This is a genomic window from Dyadobacter sp. 22481 (genome assembly GCF_052044875.1).
GTDB lineage: Bacteria > Bacteroidota > Bacteroidia > Cytophagales > Spirosomataceae > Dyadobacter > Dyadobacter endophyticus.
The window spans coordinates 98455-121786 of sequence record NZ_JBQENV010000005.1 but is presented as its reverse complement, the minus strand read 5'-3'; the positions used below and the strand labels follow the sequence as shown (position 1 = coordinate 121786).

Sequence of the window (23332 nt, the reverse complement as noted above, 5' to 3'; positions counted from 1 at the left end):
CATGAGGAAAACTATGCGAAAAAAGCCGTCGGGACGAGCCTGGCTGCGTTATATTTCATTGACTGTCATGCTGCTGGGTGGCATAGGTGCGTCGCTCCCGGGCTTTGCGCTTACCGACAGTTCTATTAAGGAGATCAAGATTTCGGTGAAGGTCGAGAAGAAATCGCTGAAAGAAATCTTGGATTTAATACAGGCAAAAAGCGGGGTCGTTTTTGTTTACTCTGAAAGACTAGTTAGTCCATATACTAAACTAAGTTTATCAGCCGGTAACGAGACGTTGGCGAAGGTTTTAGCCAAAGTTTTGAAAAATACCAACCTGGATTACCAGGAGCAGAACGGCAAAATCGTACTCGTAGAGCGCGGCGTGAGGGCCGTTGCGCCCACGACCCAGACCGGTGCGAACCAGCCATTGCGGAAGGTCACCGGCAAGATCACCGATGACAAGGGTGAGGGGATTCCCGGTGTGAACATCGTTTTGAAGGGCACGAGCATCGGTACTTCCACCAATATCGAGGGTGGTTTCCAGCTGGACGTGCCGGAGCCGGCGGCAGGAGACAATCCGGTGCTGGTATTCTCTTTCGTGGGTTTCCAAACGCAGGAGATTCCGTTGGGCAGTCGCAGGTTTTTTGAAATACATCTCGAATCGTCGGAGAAGCAGCTGAACGAAATCGTGGTGGTAGGTTACACGCAGCTGAAAAAAGGTGCGGCGACGGGCGCCATTTCGAATATCAGGGGTGGTGAGATTACCAACCAGCACGGGGTGAGTTTCAGTGAAAAAATCCAGGGGCTTACACCCGGCTTGCAGATTTCGTCCAACTCGGGCGTGGAGGGCGGGAGCGTGCTCGTGCGCCTGCGCGGGGCGACGTCCATTAATGCGGGTAACGACCCATTGTATGTGATCGACGGCGTTTTTATCAACAGCCAATCGTTGCAGGGCGTGCGCACGGGCGGGCAAACCACCAACCCGCTGGCCGACATTAACCCCGCCGACATCGAGAACATCGAAGTGCTCAAAGACGCCAATGCGACCGCCATCTACGGCGCGCGGGGTGCCAATGGCGTGATCCTGATCACGACTAAACGCGGTGCGAAAGGCGGAAGGACGAAAGTGTCCTTCAATACTTCGCTCGGTATCGCTAAAGCGCCCAAGCTGTGGGACCTTACCACCGGCCCGCAGCACGCGCAGATCATGAACGAGCAGTGGATCAACGACGGTAACCCGGCTGCGACGCGGCCATTCAGGCCGGTGAGCGAAGGCGGGCAGGGGAACCCCGAGGATCAGGGCACTTACGATCGCCTGAACCTGGTGTTTCGCACAGCTATTCAACAATCCAACAATTTGTCGGTCACCGGCGGGAATGACAAGACGCAGTTCTATCTTGGCGGCGAGGTGACGAACCAGAATTCCATCCTGAAATTGCAGGATTTCCGCCGGCTGGGCTTCCGGATCAATGTCGATCACAATATCAACAGCAAGGTGCAGATCGGGGTCAGCACATCTTACAGTGCGACCAAACGCCAGCTTGCACGCACGGGCGACACGGGTGGAATACTGAACACCGGTCTGCACACGCCCACATTGACCCCGCTTTTCGCCGCCGACGGCTCCTACAACCGCAGCGAGCGTTTCAACAATCCTTATGTGTTGTTTGAAAACAGCAATAACTACGCATACGGCAAGCATTTGATCGCCAATGGGTATTTCAAATGGAACATTACCAACGACCTGACCTTTAAAAGCTCTTGGAGCCTCGACGACAATTATTATAAGGAAGCCGTTTATTACAATGCTAACCTGACGGAAGGAAAAGCCTCGAACGGCAGCGCCACCGATGCTACCACCCTCGACCGCACCTGGATCGCCGAGCAGCTTTTGAATTACACGGCTCCATTGGGCGAGCGGCATTTCTTGTCGGTATTTTTGGGTAACACCTTGCAAAAGAATCAGTTCCAGCGTTCGGTTATCACGGGCACCAACTTCCCGAGCACGCAGTTTACGACCATTTCGGCTGCGGCCATTACCACCGGTACCAACACCGGCGTGACCAACTCGGGCCTGATTTCCTATTTCGGGGGTGCGAATTATAGTTTCGACAACAAGTATAGCGTGGATGTAAACGTCCGCAGCGACGCCTCTTCGCGCTTCGGGGCCGATTACCGCTGGGGAACATTCCCCTCGGTGGGCGCTTCCTGGCGGATCGGGCAAGAGGATTTCGTGAAAGACAATGTGACGTTCCTGAACGATTTGAAACTGAAAGCGAGCATCGGTTGGACGGGTAACCAGAGCATTCCGGATTTTGCATCGCTGGGCCTTTGGTCGGGCGGTAACAACTACCTCGACAAGCCCGGCGTCGCGCCGGCCCAGCTGGGTAACGGTGGTTTGAAGTGGGAGACGACGCGTCAATGGAACATCGGCCTCGAAGGCGGCATTGCCAACAACCGGTTGAAATTTGAATTCGATGTGTATAACAAGTACACCACCGATCTGCTGCTTTCTGTGCCTACGCCTGCTAAAACCGGTTTCTCGTCGTCCTACCAGAACCTGGGCGAAATGAGCAACAAAGGTTTTGAGTTCCAGATCACCTCGACGAATATATCCAACAAAAATTGGGAGTGGACGACCAGCTTCAACGTGGCGCACAATGCGAACCGCATCGAAAAACTGCCCATTTCATTTACCCAATACAACCGTGACTGGGTGCGCCTGGAACAAGGTTCACCGATGTATTCTTTCTGGCTCTACAAGCAGCTTTACGTGGACCCGCAAACGGGTAATGCCGTGTACGACGATTCCCGCACCGGCGACGGCCGTATCACCACCGCCGACCGCCAGATCGTAGGCAATGCATGGCCCGCTTACTATGGAAGCCTGCGGAATTCGGTGCGTTTCAAGAGCTTCGACTTCTCGGTGAATTTCTATTTCTCGCAAGGCAACAAGGTGTTCAACATGAACCGCTACTTCCAGGAGCATGCCGGCTCGCGGGGAACGTCGTGGTCAATGCTGGCGAGCATGCTGGATCGCTGGGAGAAACCGGGCGACGTTACCGACATCCCGCGTGTGACCATTCTGCCCAACGAGGATGGCAGCTACAACCATAACTTCGAAAGCAGCCGGTTTATGGAAGACGGCTCGTTTATCCGCCTCCGCAGCGCCTACCTGGGCTATTTCTTGCCTAAAAACTGGCTTTCGAAGGTCCGGATCGACAATGCGAAGGTTTACGTGAATGCGACCAACCTGCTCACATTTACCAAATATTCGGGCCCGGACCCGGAAATCAACACGGCGCAGGACACGGCCAATGCTACCGTGCAGGGGCTCGATTTCTCCATGCCTCCGCACCCGCGCACGATCGAGTTCGGTATCAATCTTACTTTCTAATTCAATCCCATGCGAAAATTCACTTTTCAATTCCGATATAAAATCGCGGTGCTGGCGCTTACGGGCCTGCTGGCATCGTCCTGCGAGTCGTATTTCCTGGATGCCGAGCCGCAGCAATCCATTTCCGACGCTTCCGTGATCGTGGACGGCGCCACGGCCGAAACTGCCCTGCTCGGGGTGTACGACAAGGTGCAAAGCGGCAACTACTACGGCGGCGACGGCTACCAGGCGGCCGCTTACCTGGCCGGCGGGGATAACCTGTGGGTGGGTACGCTCAACTATTATGCGACATTCATCACACACACTTACCGCTCCGACAATACGCTGCTCAACAGCGTCTGGTACTCGATCTTCACCGTCGTGAACGGCGCCAACAATGTGATCGATAAGGTTGAAAAGCTCGATGCCAAGGCCATTACCGAGGCGCAGCGCAAGCAGATTTCCGGGGAAGCTTACGTGCTCCGCTCGCTGGCTTACTTCGACCTCGCCCGCGCCTGGGGTAATGTGCCGGTAGTGCTCAAACCGACTACTTCTCCCAACGATTTCGATGGTGTGAAGCAAAGCTCCCAGGAGCAGGTGTACCGGCAGGTCCTGGCAGACCTTACCAAGGCAGAAGGCCTGCTCGGCAACACCACCGATCGCAACCGGGTGACGCAGAAGACTGTTTTTGCATTCAAGGCGAGGCTGCATTTGTATTTGGGTGAATATGAAAAAGCGGAGGAATATGCGACTAAACTGATCTCCGATTCGAACTACGAGCTCATCAGCTGGTCGTCATTTATCAACAGCAAAAATTCGAAAGAATCGATTTTTGAGCTCGCTTACAGCACAGCAGATCGTAGTTCGCATTATGGCGCGTGGTCCAGCGACGGCTACCGCAACCAGTTTTGCCCAAGTCCTACCTTGTATAAGCTGTTGCAAGATCCTGCCACCGGCGGCGATCGCAAAGTGCTGATCAAGGACATTTCCACGCCGGCCATTCTCAACTACTACGTGCAGCTGCTCTACTGGCGCTCAACGAACGACAACCCGACGTATATTTTCCGCATTGCCGAGCAATACCTGATCCGCGCCGAAGCCCGTGCTAAAAAGGCCACGCCCGACCTCGCGGGAGCCGTATCCGACCTGAATGCCGTGAAAAACCGCGCCAAAGTCCCGGTTTTTGCAAGTATCGACAAAGCGGCCATCGAGAAGGCGATCGAGGACGAGCGCCGCGCCGAGTTTGCATTGGAGCCGCACCGCTGGTTCGACCTCGTGCGGACGGGCAGGGCAGGGGCGGTACTGGGCGTGAACGATGCGAACAAATGGATTTTCCCGATCCCGTTCAACGACCTGGCCGCGGATAAGGACCTGGTGCAGAACAAAGGCTACTGATTTACGCTTTCATTCAATCCAATCCTATGGCAGCATTGAAATCATGGTCGAGGGCGGAAATCGTGGCATTCCGCGTTGCGGCGATCTACTTTGTGATCCAGGTATTACCCCTCGACGGACGCTTTTTCGGCACCAATTGGCTGAACCCGCAGTTTCACGACCTTTTTGCCCTCACTACTTACATGCCCGCATTCGTTTCGGCGGGCGTGTGGGGTATCGAAAGCTTTGCGAACTGGCTTATTGCATTGGTCATCGCGGTGGCAGGGGCCGTTTTGTGGGGATTTCTTGAAAGAGAGCCGAGCGAATACAACGTGCTCTATTACGGGCTGCGCGTGCTGCTCCGGTACCGCCTGGCTGTGGGCCTGATCGGTTATGGGGTTCTGAAATTGTTCAAAATCCAGCTGCCGGAGCCGACATTGAGCGACCTGCACAGCAGCTACGGCGATTACCTGCCCTGGAAAATCTATTCACTGACGACCGGCATCGGCTCGGCTTATTACGAGCAGTCGATCGGGCTGGTGGAGCTGGCGGCGGCGGTGTTGCTGCTTTTCAGAAAAACCGCGACAATCGGTGCTTCCATCGCGATCTTTGTATTGACCAACATTGTGATCGCCAACTTCGCCTACGAGTTCGGCGAGCATGTATACAGCGCCTACTTGCTCAGCATTGCGCTTTTCTTGCTTGCGTATGACCTGCCGCGGTTGTACAACGTATTCGTCAAAAGGCAGTTTACGCGTGCTGAGAGCTTCAAACCTGCATTTGCGAGCAACTGGGTGGTCCGCGCTCAGCTCGCGGTTAAAATACTTGTCGCGGTGTTTCTCGTGGTTTACGGGGTGAAGGCCTATGCAGGCAGCGATAACTGGCCATTTCCTGCAAAAGCGGGGCTGAGCAATGCCTATGGTTTTTACAATGTGTCTGAATATCGGGTCAATCAGGACACGATTCCTTATTCGCTCACCGATCCCGAACGTTGGAATAATGTGGTTTTTGAAAAATGGAACACGATAAGTATCAAGAGGAACCGGCCTGCGCGGCTCGACCTTTCTGTCCCGTCCATTACAGAGCGGAATTACGAGTATGCAGGCAATGCGTCACGGCATTTTTACAGCTACGAGCTCGACACCCTGGTCGGTGAACTTACGCTGCACGCCCGCAACAGTGCTTCGCCGGATCTGCATTTTCGCTACGCGCGCCCGGATTCGGCCACGATCGTGCTGTCGGGAAGGAATGAAAACCAGGATTCGGTGCGCATTGTGCTCTCGAAAATCAACCGCAAATATCTGCTCAACGAAGGGCGCCGGCGACCTATTAAAATCAATTGAGATACATTAAACAGCAACACCATGGCTGAAATACAAATGGATAAACCGGGACCGGAGCTGGCCGCGGCAACGGCGAAGAATGCTTTTCCGCAGTGGGCCGGCTGGGAGCGGATCCTTTTCCGCATCGCGGTAGTCTTTTTCGGGCTGCTGATCATCCCGCTGAGTGTGGAATGGTACACCAAATTTTTCACCGCTAAAACACTGTTCGAATTCTTCTCGGCATTGAACGGTTACCGGGTGGATTTTGTGAAAATACCGGGCGAAAGCGGCCGCTGGGGGCTGGCGAGCTATGCCAACTGGGGCGTGGCGCTGCTGATTGCCCTCTTGGTAGCCGCCATTTGGACGCTGGCCGTCCGCAAGCGCGAACGGAAGGAGTACAACGAACTTTACTACTGGATCAGAGCCTTCGCGCGTTACCGCATTGGTATCGGCATCATCGCATTCGGTTTTTTGAAGCTGTATCCTATGCAAATGCCGTTCCCATCGATATCCAACCTGGAAGCGACGATAGGCGAGTATACGGCCTACAAAATCTATTGGCAGTCGGTGGGGGTAGTGATCTGGTACGAGGTATTTCTGGGCTTCATCGAGGTGTTTGCGGGTGCATTGATGTTTTTCAGGGCGACTTCGGTGCTGGGAGCCGTGATTAACCTGGGTGTTTTGTATAACATTGCCCATGCCAACCATGCCTACGACGGCGGCGTGCATGTATATAGCGCTTATTTTTCGCTGCTTTCGGCATTTGTTCTGGCGCATGAGGTGCCCTATGTGTGGAAGCTGCTGGTCCGTGAAGAAAATGTCAATCCAGTTGAATATGTGCCGGCATACGATGCCAAATGGCTTACCCACTGGCTGTTCGGGCTCAAATATGCGATCGTGGTCGGCTTTGTATTCGTTTATGGCTGGCTCCGTTACGATATGCATTACAACCAGCGTCGCCTCAAAGAACCGAGGACACCCGGACTGGCCGATGCGGCCGGCCTTTATCAGGTCACCGAATTTAGAATCAACAACCGCACATTGCCCTATTCCCCGCTCGATACGGTGCGCTGGCAGAATGTGGTTTTTGAGAAATTTTCGACACTGATCTACCAGGTGAACCGTCCGGTGAGTATTTCGCTCGCGAATGGCACGCCACAGACCAAGGACGTCGATCGCAGCTATGAGCTGGCGGGCATCGGCGGGGGACGAAGGTTTTTCTATTACGAGGCCGACCTGAAAACGCAAACCTTGCTGCTGCAAGACAAAAATCGGGCGAAAAGCGAAGAAGAGGGTGGTGGCAGGGCCCGTAAGCCTGCCGCGAAGGCCGACAGCATTCCGCCGCTGGCCTGGCATTTCCAGCGCCCTTCGAAGGATCGCATCGTTCTTTCCGGCCTGGACGACCATCGGGATTCCATTTATGTGGTACTCGACCGCATCCGCAAAGATTACGCATTGACCAAATCCAGAAGCCAAACCCAGCCCGTCGACCGGCCGGCGATCTCGGCCACTTCCTATTGATTTTTTGTATTTATTCGTATCAAAAATGAGAATTCCCTTTGTATTGAGTTGCCTGATTTCCATTTCCACCTTCGCCCAGCGCGACCGGCAGGGACAGGCGCAACCAAGTGCACACGACCACGCGCACCACGTGGACGAAAACGAGTTTGCCCACAATCACCTGGACCACATTCAGGCCTATCGCAAGGAGACCGCCTACGTGCACAACCTGCCGCCCGCGCAGTTCCTCGAAGGCATAGGCACTTCCAATTTGAAAATCACGACGAAATCCGAACAGGCGCAAAAATATTTTGCCCAAGGCGTCGCGCTCCTGCACGATTTCTGGGATTTCGAGGCCTATCGTTCGTTTAAAGAAGCCATCCGGCTGGATTCTTCGGCCGTGATGCCTTACTGGGGGCTTTACAGCGCCATCGGAGCCACCGAAGGGCCTGATTTCGACAATGATAAAAAACTGGCGGTCAGGAAACTGAAAGCTTTGAAAGACAAGGCCAGCGAGCACGAAAAACTTTACGCCGAGGCCATTCTGCTCCGCGACGCGCCGGGAGAAAACAGCCGCAAGCAATACCAGCAAAAGCTCGAAATCATCGTGCATAAATACCCGGATGACGTGGATGCCAAGCTGTTTCTGGCATTGAGCAAAATGAGCGGCTACGACGTGGACCTGAACCCGCGCGAAGGGCAGATTTACAGTGAATATTTGCTCCGCGACGTCCTCAAATCCGACCCCGACAATGCAGGCGCACATCATTACTGGATCCATTTGATGGAAAATTGCTGTCCCGAGGAGGCCATTAAAAGCTCTGAGCGCATACGGCTGCTCACACCGGGCGCGGCGCATATGGTGCATATGCCGGGGCACGTGTATTACAAGTTAGGCCAATATCAGAAAGCCCATGAGGCCTTCCTGGAGGCGGTGGCGGTAGATTCTCTTTATATGAGAAAGCAGCACATCCCCGAAGTGGATACCTGGAATTATATTCACAATATCAACTACCTGCTCTCCAACAGCGCCGAAAACGGGCATTATAAAACGGCACTGTATTATGCGGAAAAGCTGCAAAACATGCCGGTCACCAAAGAACGCAAAGCCAAATATGAGGGGCGTTTCTTTTACCAGGGCATTATCGCGCCGGCCAAAATGGAGTTGTGTTTCGGGTTTTATAAAAAAGCCGCCGATCGCCTTAAATTGATCAACGACAAGGACAGCATCTTTACCGGCAAGGCCATCGGCTACAAGGATGGCCTGTATTATTTTGCATTGGGCATGGATGCTGTTAAGCGCGGCAAACCTGAGGAAGCAAAGAAATACTCGGACGCGCTGGATGCACATCTGTACCGCAATAGCACCCAATCGTCGACCGGCGACGTGATTGCCACCAGGCGACTGGGGGATCTCAATGTAGCGTCGCTGGAATTACAGGGATTGATCAAAAGTTTGGAAAATGACGATGAAGCTGCCATTCGCATCCTGAAAATCGCCCAAAAGAAAGAACACGACCTGGGTTACAGCGAGCCGCCTTCTTATGCCAGGCCGGTGTTGATCAGCCTGGGCGAGGTTTATTTAAAAGCAGGACAATACGACCTGGCAATCAAGGCTTACGAGGAGCTTTCGAGGAAGCGCCCGAATAGCGCCAATGCACTTTGGGGCCTTTACAAAGTTTACAAAAAGAAAGGCGACACAACCAAAGCGAAAGCACTGGCGTCCCAGCTGAACGAAGTGATTGAACAGGGTGATCATTCTCTTTATCCGCTTTGACTTACTCCGCTTACACAACTGGAACCGTTAGGCCTGCTATAAATAATGTAGAATCCGGCCCGTTTTCTCCAACGATCATGTTTAGAAAAACTCGTAGAAAACACATCGATACCGTGCCTGGCCAGCCATACCCCAATCTTTGTATTCCTGATATCCAGATATGGTTTCTTTCAGCTCGAACGTACTACTTCCAAAAAGATCATCATATTATCGATCCAGTCTTTGAACGATGGATTTTGCAAGTAAAAGCCCAAATCCCCCTTTTTATAAAGAGACATGGCCGGCGTTATCGGTACTTCCTGAAGGCCGAGTTCACGGTAAAATCCCCGGGAGGTTTCGAAATCTGTGGCGCCGATAAACGGGCGAATAGACAGTGCGCAGTGCTACATGGTTGGGTCTGCTTTTGTTTTTTCAAACTAGCGTGTTCGCGCGATGGGGCAACTTGATTGAAATCAATAAGTGGTGCTAATGGCGACTGTATTCCTAACCCTGCTGAGCTTCTCCGGGGAGATTTTAAGATAAGAGGCGATCATATTCAGTGGAAATGCCTGAATTAGTGCGGGACGTGGATTATGAATAGAAAGATACTTTTCGGCAGGTATCATTGATTTATCGAAAAATTGCATTCTTTTGATCGCGCCTTCAAGAACCTTGTTAAGCTGCAAAAACTTTCATAATTCAGGAACCACTCGCCAGCGATGTGCAAGTCGATCACATTTTGCGTTTCCTCCGTTAACGCTTCGAACTGTCAGACAGCTCCGGATAGCAGATAGTATATCGAGCGGGCCACTTCAGCTTTTCGGAGAAGAAACTCGGTTTTACTAAATTTTCGGACTGAAGCTCACCGAATTACTCACCAAAACTTTGAGAATATTTGAACGTTTTGGTGTAGTTAGGGCAAACAAAAAAAAGCCAGCAATCGTTTGATTTGCAGGCTTTTGCTGCTTTTTGTTACTCTTCAAGTGACCCCGCTGGGAACAAATTGAATATTAAAAGCGCTTGTAAATCAATTACTTGTAATTCCTTTCAAAATAGGTAACCGAAATGGTAACCGATTCTTTTTGCTTATCTTGATAGATTTTGATTATCTAACGCCATTACCAAAGTTAAAACTTTATTCCGAGATTTCGCTCTCCCAAATTTGCGTTAGACTCCGTATAGGCGAATATACTTTGTAAAACCGGAGGGCTTTGCACTTTGCCTTCCGACTCATACTTAAATCTGTGTATATGATTAAGTCTCAACTAATACATATAAACTTACTTTTCTTTTTTTCTTTCTTTGGAATCTTTATCTTTTGATTCTTTATCCTTCTCGTCTTTTGAATCGTCTTCCTCTTCCTCACTTCCTTGATCAGCGCTATCGGATTTAATGGCCGTTTTCTGACACAGTTTTCGTTGCTTGGGTTAGGTACAACCAGTCTAGTGAGCCAGTTTTTATGGTAGTCGAGAAGCAACCCGAGTTCCGAGGAGGCAGCTCAGAGCGAATGGAGTTCTTTATCCGTAATTGAGAATACCTAAGACTACTAAAACAAGGAGGGTCATTGTGTCATTCGTAGTGAACGCTGATGGGACCTTGCAAAATGCTTCAATTGTTAAAGGTCGAAGTCCGGAATATGATCTGGAGGTATCACGAGTACCCAAATCAATGCCAAATTGGATTCCGGGCAGCCAATTTGGCAAGTCAACCCGAGTGAAATACACCTTACCTGTCAAAATTTGACACCAAATCTCTGGCAGGCAAAGGTTTCTCCGATTACCCACTTTTTTTGAGAATCGAAGAGGCTGCAACATGAGTATTTTCTAGAATACTTCCAATCAAAAAAATCTTTAATCGGAGGTATCTTTCATCTGCTTCGAGTTTGATAGGGGTTACAATGTTCTCCGGTTCTTCATTGAGATAATAGACCTTAGGTCGATCGTTGTTATTATCCTTGACATTAGATTTTACTGCAAGGATATCAACTGGTAATGTTTAGATCGAAGGAATTGTAACCGAATAAAATTATTTTTACAAAAGAGTAGGAACTGTGAGAAGTCGTAAATATTTTTGTCACGGTATTTACTCACTAATATCCCCCAAGTCAAACCTTGTAGCTAGGTGGCATTACGCTGTAAATAGGAAAGGAATCTAACTCAAATGACATTTAGTCGTTATCAAATGCCACAAAATAGATAAATATACCCCTACAAATATCATTATGTTGTTTCTCTCCACTAAGCAAAATTTCTGCTGCGGTAATCGTAATTGCATTTTCGTGTCTAGCTGATCCCATTTTCATCGAAAGATTTTTCAAAGTTTCCTGTTAAGGGGTCTTCCTATCATCCTATTTATAATTCTGGTTTATGAAACGAGTTTGGGCCACTTGTTGGGCCGTAAGCTTTTTGGTGTATTGCAGCACTAATGCTGCGGGTCAAATCACGGGTAAAATTTCTTCTGATCGTTCTCGCTTGCCAGGCATTTCCATCTCGGCATTTGAAGTGACTAATGATGGGCTGACTCGATTAGCAGGCAAGGTGCATCCGGATTCTTTGGGTTTTTACAGTTTGCCATTGCCGAAAGGGAAGCAATTTAAAATCGTTTTTAATCATAACTCGCAAGAGTATGAGCCCGATGGAGGTACGCCACTGGTCCGTTTTGTTCAAAGTCCTGCGAGCAATGCTGACCTAAGGCTCAAATCGAAACGAGGCGATGTTAACTCTTTTCTGGTTTCGCCAGTTTTTATAGCCGGAAAAGGAAATGATAGCACGTCTGCGTTAATAGGGCTCTCGATGCGCGATTCATCTCGGACAACTATTGCTGCGTCCTCTCAGATAGGGAGCGTATATGGTATATCGTTCGATAATCGTAACGGGATTTTATATGCTTCGGCTTTCGCTAAAAGACATGTCGGGTACGGTCCCCTCGGTACGGGAGGTATTTATCGGACGGATTGGAAAACAAGAAAAACGAAAGCGTGGCTTGACCTCCGGAAATTAGGTGTAGAAACCGGCCTTGACGCTCACCAGGGGCTAAGCAGTAATGTGGATAGTGCCAGCACTGATCCGGAAATGATGAAACATGTCGGAAAAGTGAGCCTTGGAGGCATGGACTTATCCGCTAATGGCGACACGTTGTATGTGGTAAATTTATATGACAGAAAGCTTTATGCTGTCCACTTGCCGGTTGACACTACTGTGGCTGTCACAACCTCGGATATCAGGGCGTTTCAACTGCCCAGCCTGCAAATGAAGGGTGGGCAAGTCCGCCCTTTTGCGGTTAAATATTACAATGGCAGGGTATTTGTCGGAGCAGTAAATGATGCAAGTATTTCGCAGGATAGGCGTGATCTGTTTGCGCTGGTTTATGAGCTGGACCCGCAATCAGGCCGTTTTAAGGAATTGCTGCGGGAGCACCTGGATTATCAGCGTGGTGTCGTTGTTGCGGGCATCGAGCTGAAACAATGGAATCCCTGGACCGACGATTTTTCCAAGGCGCTGGTGCCCGAATTCCCTTCCACGGCGCTTCATCCTCAGCCAATTCTTTCATCCATTGCATTTGACGAAAATGGGCAAATGGTGCTGGGTTTTATGGACAGGTTTGGGCATCTCTCCGGACCGGGCTTTCCAAATCCGGAGGGTACCGCGAGCTATTCGGGAGTTGCGGCAGGGGATATCTTACGGGTAAGTCTATCGCAGGGGCAAAAACTTCGGATGGAAAAAAATGCCGTCGCCGGTGAAGCAGCAAGTGAAGGGAAAAACAACGGTCAGGGACCCTCGGGTGGGGAATTTTACTTTCAGGATGGCTTCGTTACCAAGTATGATCAAAAATATTCACGGGTAGTGCATGAGGAGACCGCGATGGGGGCACTGGTGAGCGTACCTCACACACGTGAACTGTTTGTTTCGGTACATGAGCCGGAGCAATTCAATTCGGGCGGTATCAAGAGTTTCTATTCACAGGACGGTAAAATGGCCCGCTTCTGGCACTTCTATCAGGATGGACAAAGAGGGACATTCGGGAAGGCCAATGGTATCGGCGCACTAGCCCTGATTACTGAGCGGAAGAGCACCTTCATCGGAAACAGAATCTGGCATGATTCCAACGAAGATGGCATTCAGGATCCCGATGAGCATGGCATTTCGGGCGTGAACGTGGAGCTTTGGCAAAATAACATCCAGGTAGCGTCTACAATTACGGATGTGGACGGCCATTATCTTTTTGACCATAGCAATGTGATGGAAGGGGTTTTGGAAGGTACCGAATACCAGATGCGTGTGAAACGAACTGCATCCATTTCCAGTGCATCCGCTTTTAAAGCAGGATCGGATGAAGAATCGGATAATGATGCTGTTGAAATAGACGGATACCTGGTAGCAACTACGGTAACAAGCGCCGAATCTCCGGCCGGCCATTCGGTAGATATTGGTGTACTTCCCTCCGGCCCGGACGATGATTCGAAGACCAACGCAGTTGTCGTATACCCCAATCCGGCATCTTCGTATGTAGCTGTCAAAATTTCTGACAGCATTACGCCGCAAGTGGTTTCTGTTAAAAATTTGCTGGGTCGGACTGTACTCAGCCATCCGGTTCAAGCAAGCAAAAGTCAGAAGCTGGACCTTAGCCCGTTGCCCGACGGGACTTATGTATTGGTTCTGGATACGGCCGAGGGAAAGCGGTTCAGCAGGGCCATAGTTAAAATTAAGGAGTAACCGATCGATTTATTAATAGGATGAACAGGTTTTTACTAACCATGTCGATGGCGTGTTTTGCGCTATCCGGCTATAGCCAGCAACAGTGGGAAAAGCTCACCAGTTACAAGCAGGAGACTGCAAAAATAAATGCTAACGGGAAAGTCAAACCGTACAAAGATAAAGACTACAATTATGGCTCGGAACAAGTGCCTTCACCCAGGAATCAGGCTGTGACCTGGCAGGATTCCAAAGGTATCCTGTGGTTGTTCGGAGGAATTGGTTATGATGAAAACTATGAATGGGGGGTCTTTCAGGACATGTGGAAATACACTCCGCGTTCCAATCAGTGGGCATTGGTAACCGGGGATAGAAACAAGTCCGAGCAGCAGATCAAGGGATCTTCACAAATACCGGCTGCCCGACAGGATGCAGCGTCGTGGGTGGATAACCGGGGAGACTTATGGATGTTTGGAGGGAGGCAACTCAGGGATTTCTTACACCTGGACGATATGTGGGTGTTCGACACTAGCAAGGGGCAGTGGGCGTCAGTTTCTGGGAAAGGGGAATTTAATCGGTCGTCCGTAAGGGGCAGAAAGGGTGAACAGGGGAGTCAGTCCACGCCCGGAAGCCGCTCTTGCGCGACCACCTGGACGGACCGAAACGGCGATTTGTGGCTATTTGGCGGCCAGGCGTATGATCCGGAGACGGTTGGAACAACTAAGTTTTACAATGATCTCTGGCGCTTTGATACTCAAAAGCGTCAGTGGCAGTGGGTCTCGGGATCGGAAAAGCCGAATCAGCCCGTGGACACGCTGTTAAAAGTAACTGAGCGGGAACCCTCTTCGCGTTGCCAGGCATTGGGCTGGTTTGATGAGAAGGAAAACGGATTCTGGATGTATGGCGGAGTAGGGTATGGTGCATCCACGAATGCGATGGGCGGGCTGTCGGATATGTGGTTTTATTCGATCAAGTCGGGAAAGTGGGAGATGAGAAACGGCAGCTTTAAAATTAATGCGGAGGCATACAATTTCTCGGGCGCGAAAGGTTCGAAGGAAAACTCGCCCGGTCGGCGTGCAAACGCGACGATTTGGCGCGACAAAGCCGGGCTACTATACTTAATGGGAGGTCACAACCAATTATCAAACGATATGATTTATATCGAGAAGGGTGTTTGGAAATTCGATCCCGGGACAAACCTATGGAATGTACTGCCTGATCTGTCTTCAGCTGTGACAGGCAAGGCTGCGACCCTGTCCGATGCGGACGGAACTCTTTACTTGTTTGGCGGTGGTGAACTTGACCAGAATACCCTCCAAACCCGTCCTACCAATTTGGTCTGGCGTTTGAAAAAATAAAATTGTCTACCCCACATGAAGAATTTTATACATCGTCTTTTTCGTTTTTGCCTCCTTTTTTTACCGTTCTTGTCGATGGCCCAACAACCACAGGTTGGCGAGAAAGTTGCATTTCCGAGTCCTCAGGCTACGCAGTTGGGAAAATTCGGCGGACTTCAGGTAAATCATAGCAGCGGGACACCTAATTTTAATTTCCCCGTAGTGACCGTTACCGAAGGAACCCTGCAAGTACCCATTTCCTTGCAATATAGTTACAGTGGATTTCGGCCCGGCGACCAACCCGGATGGGTAGGCATGGGCTTTTCGCTATTTGCGGGCGGCGCTGTTACCCGGAAAGTCAAAGGCTTTGCCGACGAAATGACCGGTTTCGGCTATCAAGCGCACCCTAATGCGATAGCTGATTTCGTAAATCTCCCTAGCCCTACGCTTGCTTCCTATTTAGCAAACATCGATAATAACAACGATGTGACTGCGGATGTTTTTTCATTTCAGTTTAACGGCTACTCGGGGCAAATGGTAATCGATGGCTCCGGCGCTGTTAAAATAGTGTCCGATGCAAAGATAGGTATTACCTATGAAAAGGGTAGTAATGCCTATCACGCTGGGACCTTCATCCGGAAATGGGTGTTTAAGGTGGAGGATGGTACCCGGTACACATTTACCAATATGGAGTTTACCGGTGACGCCGGGCCAGACCATGACTTTGCCCCTTCTGCTTGGAATTTGTCGGAGATCGTGGATGTCAAAGGTAACCGCATTACGTTCGAATATACCGAGCCCAACACCTTAAACACCGCCCGGAGAAAGCAGTATAGCCGTTTTGACCAGATTTATAACGCAAAGATCAATAGCGGAGCCGTATCCGAAAACTCGTCAATAATTTCGACGAACCGTACGGAGGAAATCTTTTTGACCAAAATAAAAGGTTCATCATGGGAACTGGTATTTAATTCGGAAGCCTATGCCCAGTCACAGCCGAGTACGCTCGATGCTTTCAATGGCCGCAGACTTAATAATATTCAGCTCTTTAATACACTGGCTAGCCCTTCGGCGAAGGTAAAGCAATTTAATTTTGGTTATTTGAATAATTCAGGGAACCGGTTACACTTGCTTACTGTCGGTGAAGAGGGAAATGCGGGGCATACATTTGGCTACTACTCATACGCACCTTCGGATATCATAGGCATCGAAGGTAGTCAAGATTACTGGGGATATTACAATGGCCAGAATAATGTGAACTTGATTCCTCAGAGCGGTGCAGATCTTGAGCCGCGGCTCAATTTGACGCTTACAGGTGCATTGACGAGTGTGACCTACCCAACGGGAGGCAGTACAAGCATTGAGTATGAGCAAAATGCATACAGCTACGTTCAAAATGCCGTCACTTCCAATTCCAGGATAGTTGTGGAAGAATTCTTTCATGAACGGGAGTATGATTCAAGTTTACCAAATAGTCTTAGAGCCAGTGGGTTTACAAGTATAGTGCTGACCCAGCCCACCCGGGTAGATGTGCGACTGAACAACAGCTCAGTAGCGCCGGCTCCTACTAATTGCACTAGCCAGGGTACTTTTTTGTCCAACACGCTGAATGCAGGCACGTATACGCCTGATCAGATTTTGTCGTCATTCAATTTTTACCCTTGCAGCCATCCGGATGCCAAAATGCCCGGATTTAAAATCAGTATGAATGTCAAGGTATTCAGGAGCGTTACTTCGAATGTCAATAACTATGGAGGAGCGCGGGTCAAGACATTAGTCGATAATCCGAATTCATCCCCCGGAGTATCCGTTTCTACAAATTTTACTTACAACGACCCGGCTAATGCTAATTTGTCCAGTGGCGTTGTTTCAAAGGAACCCTTTTTTCAACTTACTTTTGGAAATAGTCAAGACCTTCATACAGTTTATAGATCATCCGCATTTAACCCGGAAGCATTTTTCCCACTTTATTACCGGGACGTTAAGGTCATTAATGATCAATACCAGACTCTGTATTCGTTTACATCCCATGTTGACAAAAAAGATGATAAAGGCAAATGGGCATTCTTCGTTGAGAAGGGACATACTGGTGCGATCCTCGGAGAGTCAAGCTACACAGAGATTGGTGACTTTGGAAATTATACTTATCTCCGGTCACTTCCGAAGGAAATTCTGGTGACAGATTTAAGTGGAAACCCCAAAAAACGAACTAGTTATCAATATGATGGTTTCACATCCAACGGTTTCCAGGTGCCAGCTGTCCATCACGAGTTGCTGGCTCGATACACCTATCGTAACTCTACCTATGTTGAAGAAGAGAGGTTCATCTACTATGGTAAAGCGTATTACATCGTCGGCGGATGGCCACGCAAAATTTCGGAGACTGTCACTGACTATGGATCTTCGGGTGAGAATGCGGTTACAACGACGACGAATTTCTTTTACGGTACCAACCACCTGCAATTAAATAAAAGGCGTGTTACGCGAAGTGATGGATCAGTGCTGGAAACGAATTACAAATTTCCACTCGATTATATTTCCGGCGGCAATAGCACATTACAGGCGATGATTACCGATAATATGGTCACTCACCCGGTTGAAACCGTAACATACCTTGAAAAATCGGCATCGGACAGGAAGGTGATCGATGCCAATCTGACAATTTACGGGAGCTTTACCGGAAACGCCAATAAAGGGGCATTGTATCTTCCTCAAAAGGAGTTCCGCTTCAGGGGCTTTGACGGGGCAATCGCGACTTTCGGTGCTTATAACGGTTCTGCTGAGCCAGTATCGGGCTCGTCTTCTTATGATGAGGTTTACCGGACGAGTAATTACGATGCGCAAGGCAACCCGCTCAGCGTACTATTGAATGGCTCTGAAAAAGTGTCCTATCTGTGGGGTTACAAAGGCCAGTTCCCGGTGGCACAAATCCGTAATGCGGATTATTCGGCCGTCAATTCGGCGCTTTCTTCCGCCGGCAGTTCGTTTTCTGCGATCTCGGCGTCGACCAGCTCGGCAGATGTCCGGTCCAAGGTGGATGCTGTAAGAAACAATCTGACGAGTGCGTTTGTGACAGGCTATACGTACAAACCATTGGTGGGTATGGAGTCGATGACAGACCCGGCTGCTAAACAAACCTGGTACAATTACGACAATTTAGGCCGTCTTTCAGACATCCGGGAAGGTAGTAGTACGGGCAATTTGCTTAAGAGCTTCCATTATAACTATGCGAACCAAGGCAGCTTTGCCAATGGCATCGTGGATAATCCTGACGTATCCGTGCCATCTAGTCCTGGTCTTACCTCCGGTGGTAGTAGCAGCAACCCGTGCGCAGCCAATCGAGTAAAATTGTTGTGGCGAAACTATAACCATGACAGGCTGGTCGGGGCTACAATACAAGGTTCAAGCAACGGTGCGGATTGGGAAGTACTTTACCAATTTCCGTCGAATGCGCCTGTTGGTACCTGGCTTACGGCCAATTTCAATAACCCGCAAAACTATCCCCATATCCGTTACAATGCGAGAGCAACAGATGGGGTGGGTGACCTTAAAGAGATCCGTTTCTATAATGTAGATGGAAGCGGATCTGAAACTGCCTTAACCGGCACAGGCTTTGGTTCTGAGCCGAACTTAGCTGGCCAAGGCTGGGCAAATGCCATCGACGGCAATGAGACGACCCAATGGCATGCTGAATATGTTCTTCCTGTGGGCCACCCGGGCAACAGCAATTTTGTAGGGATTAGCCTACCCTGCGCGACCACGCTGATTAAACCCACCTTGTATAAGAGTACCAATGGAGATGTCTGCGCGAACGACTCGCCGATAACGCTGACAGCCTCTGGTTTCAGCGAGCAATTGGAATGGTACCTTAACGATGTATTGATTACAGGCACTCAGCCGGGCCAAACGCAGTATGTAGCAACGGTCGCCGGCAGCTATAAGGTGCGCTCTAAATCAGGCAGTTCATACAGCAGCTTCTCAAATACAATCGTTCTGAACCAGAAAGCCGGTTGTGCCCTTCCTAATTATAGCCGGGTAGTGATTGTCGGTAACAGTATTACCAAACTAATAGCCCAGTCGGGCTCGGATGGCTGGCAATCACCTGCCCTTACCGCCGCCGGTGGTTGGGGACGGGCTTCCTCCACCCAGGCGAAAGACTTCGCGCACATTTTGGAATCCCGTTTCAAGGGGCTCGATCCTAACGCGCAGGTTTTACCCTTGTGGGAGGCACCCTTTGAACGGGATTATATCAGCAGCCCTGCGGGATGGGTTACCTACAATTATACGGCCCTTCAAAACCGTATAGCCAATAGCTTTGGGTCATTGTCCTGGAAGCCGGACCTGGTCATTATCCGTTTGGGGGAAAACGTGCTTAACTCCGAGGTCGAGCTGAACAATTTCAAGGCGGCCTATAATACGTTGATTAATAAAGTGCTGGAAGTAAGCAGCCCCGGTGCAAAAGTAATTGTGACCAATTCCATGTGGCCGGACCAACCGCTTGCCAACGAAAAGATTCTGCAGGTGGCCACTGAACGTGGATTGCCCTTTGTGGATCTGAGTGATATGATCTCAAACCCCGTTTATCTGGCCGGAAATGACCCGGTATCCATGGCTGCCTTCCCCAATAATACGGGCGACCGGCACCCGGGCGATGCGGGGATGTTAGAGATCGCCGAGCGTATCTGGGCCAAAGTTAGAAATACCGATCTGCCATCCAATATCGGGGGCAATATCACCAGGGTCCGGTTGTCTCCCCGTACCGAATGCTGTATGGATCGCATCCTCGGTAGTGTAATTCAAGGGTCTAATGACATGTCAAACCCCAACGGCTGGACTACCCTGGCTACGATTAGCCAGACGCCAGCTGCCGGGTGGAACGAGTATCCTATCCGGACGACAACCGCCTGGCGGTATGTACGTTTCCTGGCGGGCGCCAACAGCTATGGGGAATTGAAAGAACTGGAATTTTATAATGGAAATGTAAAGCTGACCGGGACAAAATTTGGATCCTTGAGTGCTTATAACAACGATCCGGCCAATTACGGCTACGCTAATGCTTTTGATGGCCTGGTGACTACTTCCTGGCACGGACACACTCCGGGCCCTACGAACTACGCTGGACTTGACTTGGGAGCGGGCTGCGCTAGCCTGACAGCCAGTGTAACCTCGCCTGCCAACAATGCAAGTGTGGTGGGTACAGCCAGCACAACCACCACCGGACGGGTAACTACTGCTATCAGCGTTACCACTTGTGTCCCCACAGGTACTACCATCACCAGCGTCGAAATCTGGGCTGCAACCAGTACAGGTGGATTCCCTAACCGGATGGGTTATGCCATAGCTGATGCCAGTCAGCCAGGTCTCTATAAATTGTCTGCTGATGAAGGTAGCGCAAACGGAAAATGGCCGATACCTTATCTCGAACCGGGCACCTACCGCTTTTACGCCAAAGTAAATACTGCGAGCGGCACGTTCACAACCGATTACATAACGGTAACGCTGACGGCTCCTGCTGGAACAGGGTGCCCTTCGCTGACAGCCAGTGTGACCTCGCCAGCCAACAATGCGAGTGTGGTGGGTACGGCCAGCACTGTCACCGCTGGTAGGGTGGTTACCGCCATCAGCGTCACCACTTGTGTCCCCCCGGGAACCACGATTACCAGTGTAGAGATTTGGGCGTCGACCACTTCGGATACGTTCCATAACCTGATGGGCTATGCCATAGCTGATGGCAGTCAACCAGGTGTTTACAAGCTGTTGGCAGAGGAAGGCAGTGCCAACGGGAAGTGGCCAGCAGCTTTGCTCGATCCGGGTACCTACCGCTTTTATGCCAAAGTAAAAACAGCGAGCACCACGTTCACAACCAATTACATTACGTTGACACTGACTGCCCCGCCTGTCACAGGTTGTCCTACGCTGACAGGCAGTGTGATCTCGCCAGCCAATAATGCGAGTGTGGTGGGTACGGCCAGCACTGTTACCGCTGGACGGGTAATTACCGCCATCAGCGTCAGTACTTGTGTCCCCACAGGTAGCACGATTACCAGTGTAGAGATTTGGGCGTCGACCACTTCCGACACATTCCATAACCTGATGGGCAAAGCGGTAGCTGATGGCAGTCAACCAGGTGTTTACAAGCTGTCTGCCCAGGAGGGCAGTGCTGATGGGAAATGGCCTGCGGCTTTGCTTGACCCAGGTACCTACCGCTTTTACGCCAAGGTAAAAACTGCGAGTACTACGTTCACAACCAATTATATTACGTTGACACTGACTGCCCCGCCTGTCACAGGCTGTCCATCGCTGATGGGCAGTGTGATCTCGCCTGCCAATAACGCGAGTGTGGTGGGTACGGCCAGCACTGTTACCGCTGGCAGGGTGATCACCGCCATCAGTGTCAATGCCTGTGCCCCTACCGGTTCCACGATTACGAGTGTAGAGATTTGGGCGTCAACTACCTCTGATACCTTCCATAACCTGATGGGCTATGCGGTAGCTGATGGCAGTCAACCAGGTGTTTACAAGCTGCTGGCTGAGGAGGGTAGCGCCAATGGGAAATGGCCTGCAGCTTTGCTCGACCCGGGTACCTACCGCTTTTATGCCAAAGTGAAAACTGCGAGTACTACGTTCACTACCAATTATATTACACTAACACTGACTGCCCCGCCTGTTACAGGTTGCTCTACCGTGACGGGCAATATGCTCTCGCCTGCCAACAACTCCAGTGTGGTGGGTACGGCCAGTACTACAACCGCTGGCAGGGTGATCACCGCCATCAGCGTCTTCACTTGTGTTCCCACAGGCTCGACGATAGCCAGCGTTGAGATTTGGGCGACAACCAGTACCGGAACCTTTCCTAACCTGATGGGTTATGCCATAGCTGATGCCAGTCAACCAGGTGTTTACAAGCTGGCCGCTGAGGAGGGCAGCGCAAACGGAAAGTGGCCCGCAGCTTTGCTCGATCCGGGTACTTACCGCTTTTATGCCAAAGTAAACACAGCGAGCACTACGTTCACAACCAATTATATTACCGTGACGCTAACAGCTCCTCCTGTTACAGGTTGTCCGACCTTGACAGGCAGCGTGATCTCGCCTTCAAATAACGCCAGCGTAGTGGGCACACCCAGTACTGTTACCGCCGGCAGGGTGATTACAGCCATTAGCGTTAGTACCTGCGTCCCAACCGGTTCCACGATTACTAGTGTTGAGATTTGGGCGACAACCAGTACTGGAACCTTTCCTAACCGGATGGGTTATGCCATCGCTGATGGTAGTCAGCCAGGTGTTTACAAGCTGGCCGCCGAGGAGGGGAGCGCCAACGGGAAGTGGCCGGCAGCTTTGCTCGACCCAGGCACTTATCGCTTTTACGCTAAGGTGAATACGGCGACAACTACGTTCACAACCGATTACGTTACCGTTACGCTGATTGCTCCCACAACAGGTTGTACCTCGCTGACGGGTAGTGTACTTTCGCCAGCCAACAATGCCAGTGTGGTGGGTACTGCCAGCACTGTTACCGCTGGTCGGGTGATCACGGCTATCAGCGTTTCTACTTGTGTCCCCACTGGCTCTACCATCACCAGCGTAGAAATTTGGGCGTCAACGACCTCTGACACATTCCATAACCGGATGGGCTATGCGATAGCTGATGGTAGTCAGCCAGGGGTTTACAAGTTATCGGCTCAGGAGGGCAGCGCCAACGGAAAGTGGCCCGCAGCTTTGCTCGATCCGGGTACTTACCGCTTTTATGCCGTGGTGAAGACTGCGACCGCTACGTACACTACTGCTTACAACACCATTACGTTGACGGTACCTTAGAGAATTGTTAATAAAGCTGGAAGTGAGAGGTTTTTCACTTCCAGCACTTGATAAAATATCAATCAGTTTTCATGTCCAGTAACCAGGCAAATGCACAGTTATCCTCATAAGAGCCTGGGGTTGATTGGAAGTAACGAGCGGGTTGGTGAAAGAGAAATTTTTTAATTCAAAAGGATCAT

At 50.5% G+C, this 23332-nt stretch carries 9 protein-coding genes; all 9 read left to right on the top strand.

What is annotated here, in order from left to right; translation table 11 throughout:
• Window position 1: 1 nt before the first annotated feature.
• The 9 genes from ACTJJJ_RS28615 (at window position 2) to ACTJJJ_RS28575 (ending at window position 23153) form a co-directional block, all read left to right on the top strand.
• On the top strand, window positions 2-3379 hold the full coding sequence (locus ACTJJJ_RS28615; RefSeq protein WP_426293850.1) for a TonB-dependent receptor: 3378 nt from the start codon (window positions 2-4) through the stop codon (window positions 3377-3379).
• Window positions 3380-3388: 9 nt separating this feature from the next.
• Complete coding sequence (locus tag ACTJJJ_RS28610) at window positions 3389-4753, top strand: RagB/SusD family nutrient uptake outer membrane protein (protein WP_426293851.1); 1365 nt, start codon at window positions 3389-3391, stop codon at window positions 4751-4753.
• Window positions 4754-4779: 26 nt separating this feature from the next.
• The gene (locus tag ACTJJJ_RS28605) at window positions 4780-6075 is read left to right on the top strand and encodes a DoxX family protein (RefSeq protein WP_426293852.1); all 1296 of its coding nucleotides are present in this window, start codon (window positions 4780-4782) and stop codon (window positions 6073-6075) included.
• Between the two features lie 21 nt (window positions 6076-6096).
• Complete coding sequence (locus tag ACTJJJ_RS28600) at window positions 6097-7575, top strand: hypothetical protein (RefSeq protein WP_426293853.1); 1479 nt, start codon at window positions 6097-6099, stop codon at window positions 7573-7575.
• A gap of 25 nt (window positions 7576-7600) precedes the next feature.
• On the top strand, window positions 7601-9331 hold the full coding sequence (locus ACTJJJ_RS28595) for a tetratricopeptide repeat protein (RefSeq protein ID WP_426293854.1): 1731 nt from the start codon (window positions 7601-7603) through the stop codon (window positions 9329-9331).
• A gap of 1545 nt (window positions 9332-10876) precedes the next feature.
• On the top strand, window positions 10877-11053 hold the full coding sequence (locus ACTJJJ_RS28590) for an energy transducer TonB (RefSeq protein ID WP_426293855.1): 177 nt from the start codon (window positions 10877-10879) through the stop codon (window positions 11051-11053).
• 1049 nt (window positions 11054-12102) lie between these two features.
• Window positions 12103-14022, top strand: a complete 1920-nt coding sequence (locus ACTJJJ_RS28585) for an SdrD B-like domain-containing protein (RefSeq protein WP_426293856.1) — start codon at window positions 12103-12105, stop codon at window positions 14020-14022.
• Between the two features lie 20 nt (window positions 14023-14042).
• On the top strand, window positions 14043-15359 hold the full coding sequence (locus tag ACTJJJ_RS28580) for a kelch repeat-containing protein (RefSeq protein ID WP_426293857.1): 1317 nt from the start codon (window positions 14043-14045) through the stop codon (window positions 15357-15359).
• A gap of 75 nt (window positions 15360-15434) precedes the next feature.
• The gene (locus ACTJJJ_RS28575; protein WP_440703721.1) at window positions 15435-23153 is read left to right on the top strand and encodes a hypothetical protein; all 7719 of its coding nucleotides are present in this window, start codon (window positions 15435-15437) and stop codon (window positions 23151-23153) included.
• Window positions 23154-23332: the final 179 nt, after the last annotated feature.

What these genes read in the sequence shown, in the direction of transcription:
- ACTJJJ_RS28615 (WP_426293850.1), top strand. Translation starts at nt 2, where the DNA reads ATGAGGAAAACTATGCGAAAAAAGCCGTCGGGACGAGCCTGGCTGCGT.
- ACTJJJ_RS28610 (WP_426293851.1), top strand. Translation starts at nt 3,389, where the DNA reads ATGCGAAAATTCACTTTTCAATTCCGATATAAAATCGCGGTGCTGGCG.
- ACTJJJ_RS28605 (WP_426293852.1), top strand. Translation starts at nt 4,780, where the DNA reads ATGGCAGCATTGAAATCATGGTCGAGGGCGGAAATCGTGGCATTCCGC.
- ACTJJJ_RS28600 (WP_426293853.1), top strand. Translation starts at nt 6,097, where the DNA reads ATGGCTGAAATACAAATGGATAAACCGGGACCGGAGCTGGCCGCGGCA.
- ACTJJJ_RS28595 (WP_426293854.1), top strand. Translation starts at nt 7,601, where the DNA reads ATGAGAATTCCCTTTGTATTGAGTTGCCTGATTTCCATTTCCACCTTC.
- ACTJJJ_RS28585 (WP_426293856.1), top strand. Translation starts at nt 12,103, where the DNA reads ATGCGCGATTCATCTCGGACAACTATTGCTGCGTCCTCTCAGATAGGG.
- ACTJJJ_RS28580 (WP_426293857.1), top strand. Translation starts at nt 14,043, where the DNA reads ATGAACAGGTTTTTACTAACCATGTCGATGGCGTGTTTTGCGCTATCC.
- ACTJJJ_RS28575 (WP_440703721.1), top strand. Translation starts at nt 15,435, where the DNA reads ATGGCCCAACAACCACAGGTTGGCGAGAAAGTTGCATTTCCGAGTCCT.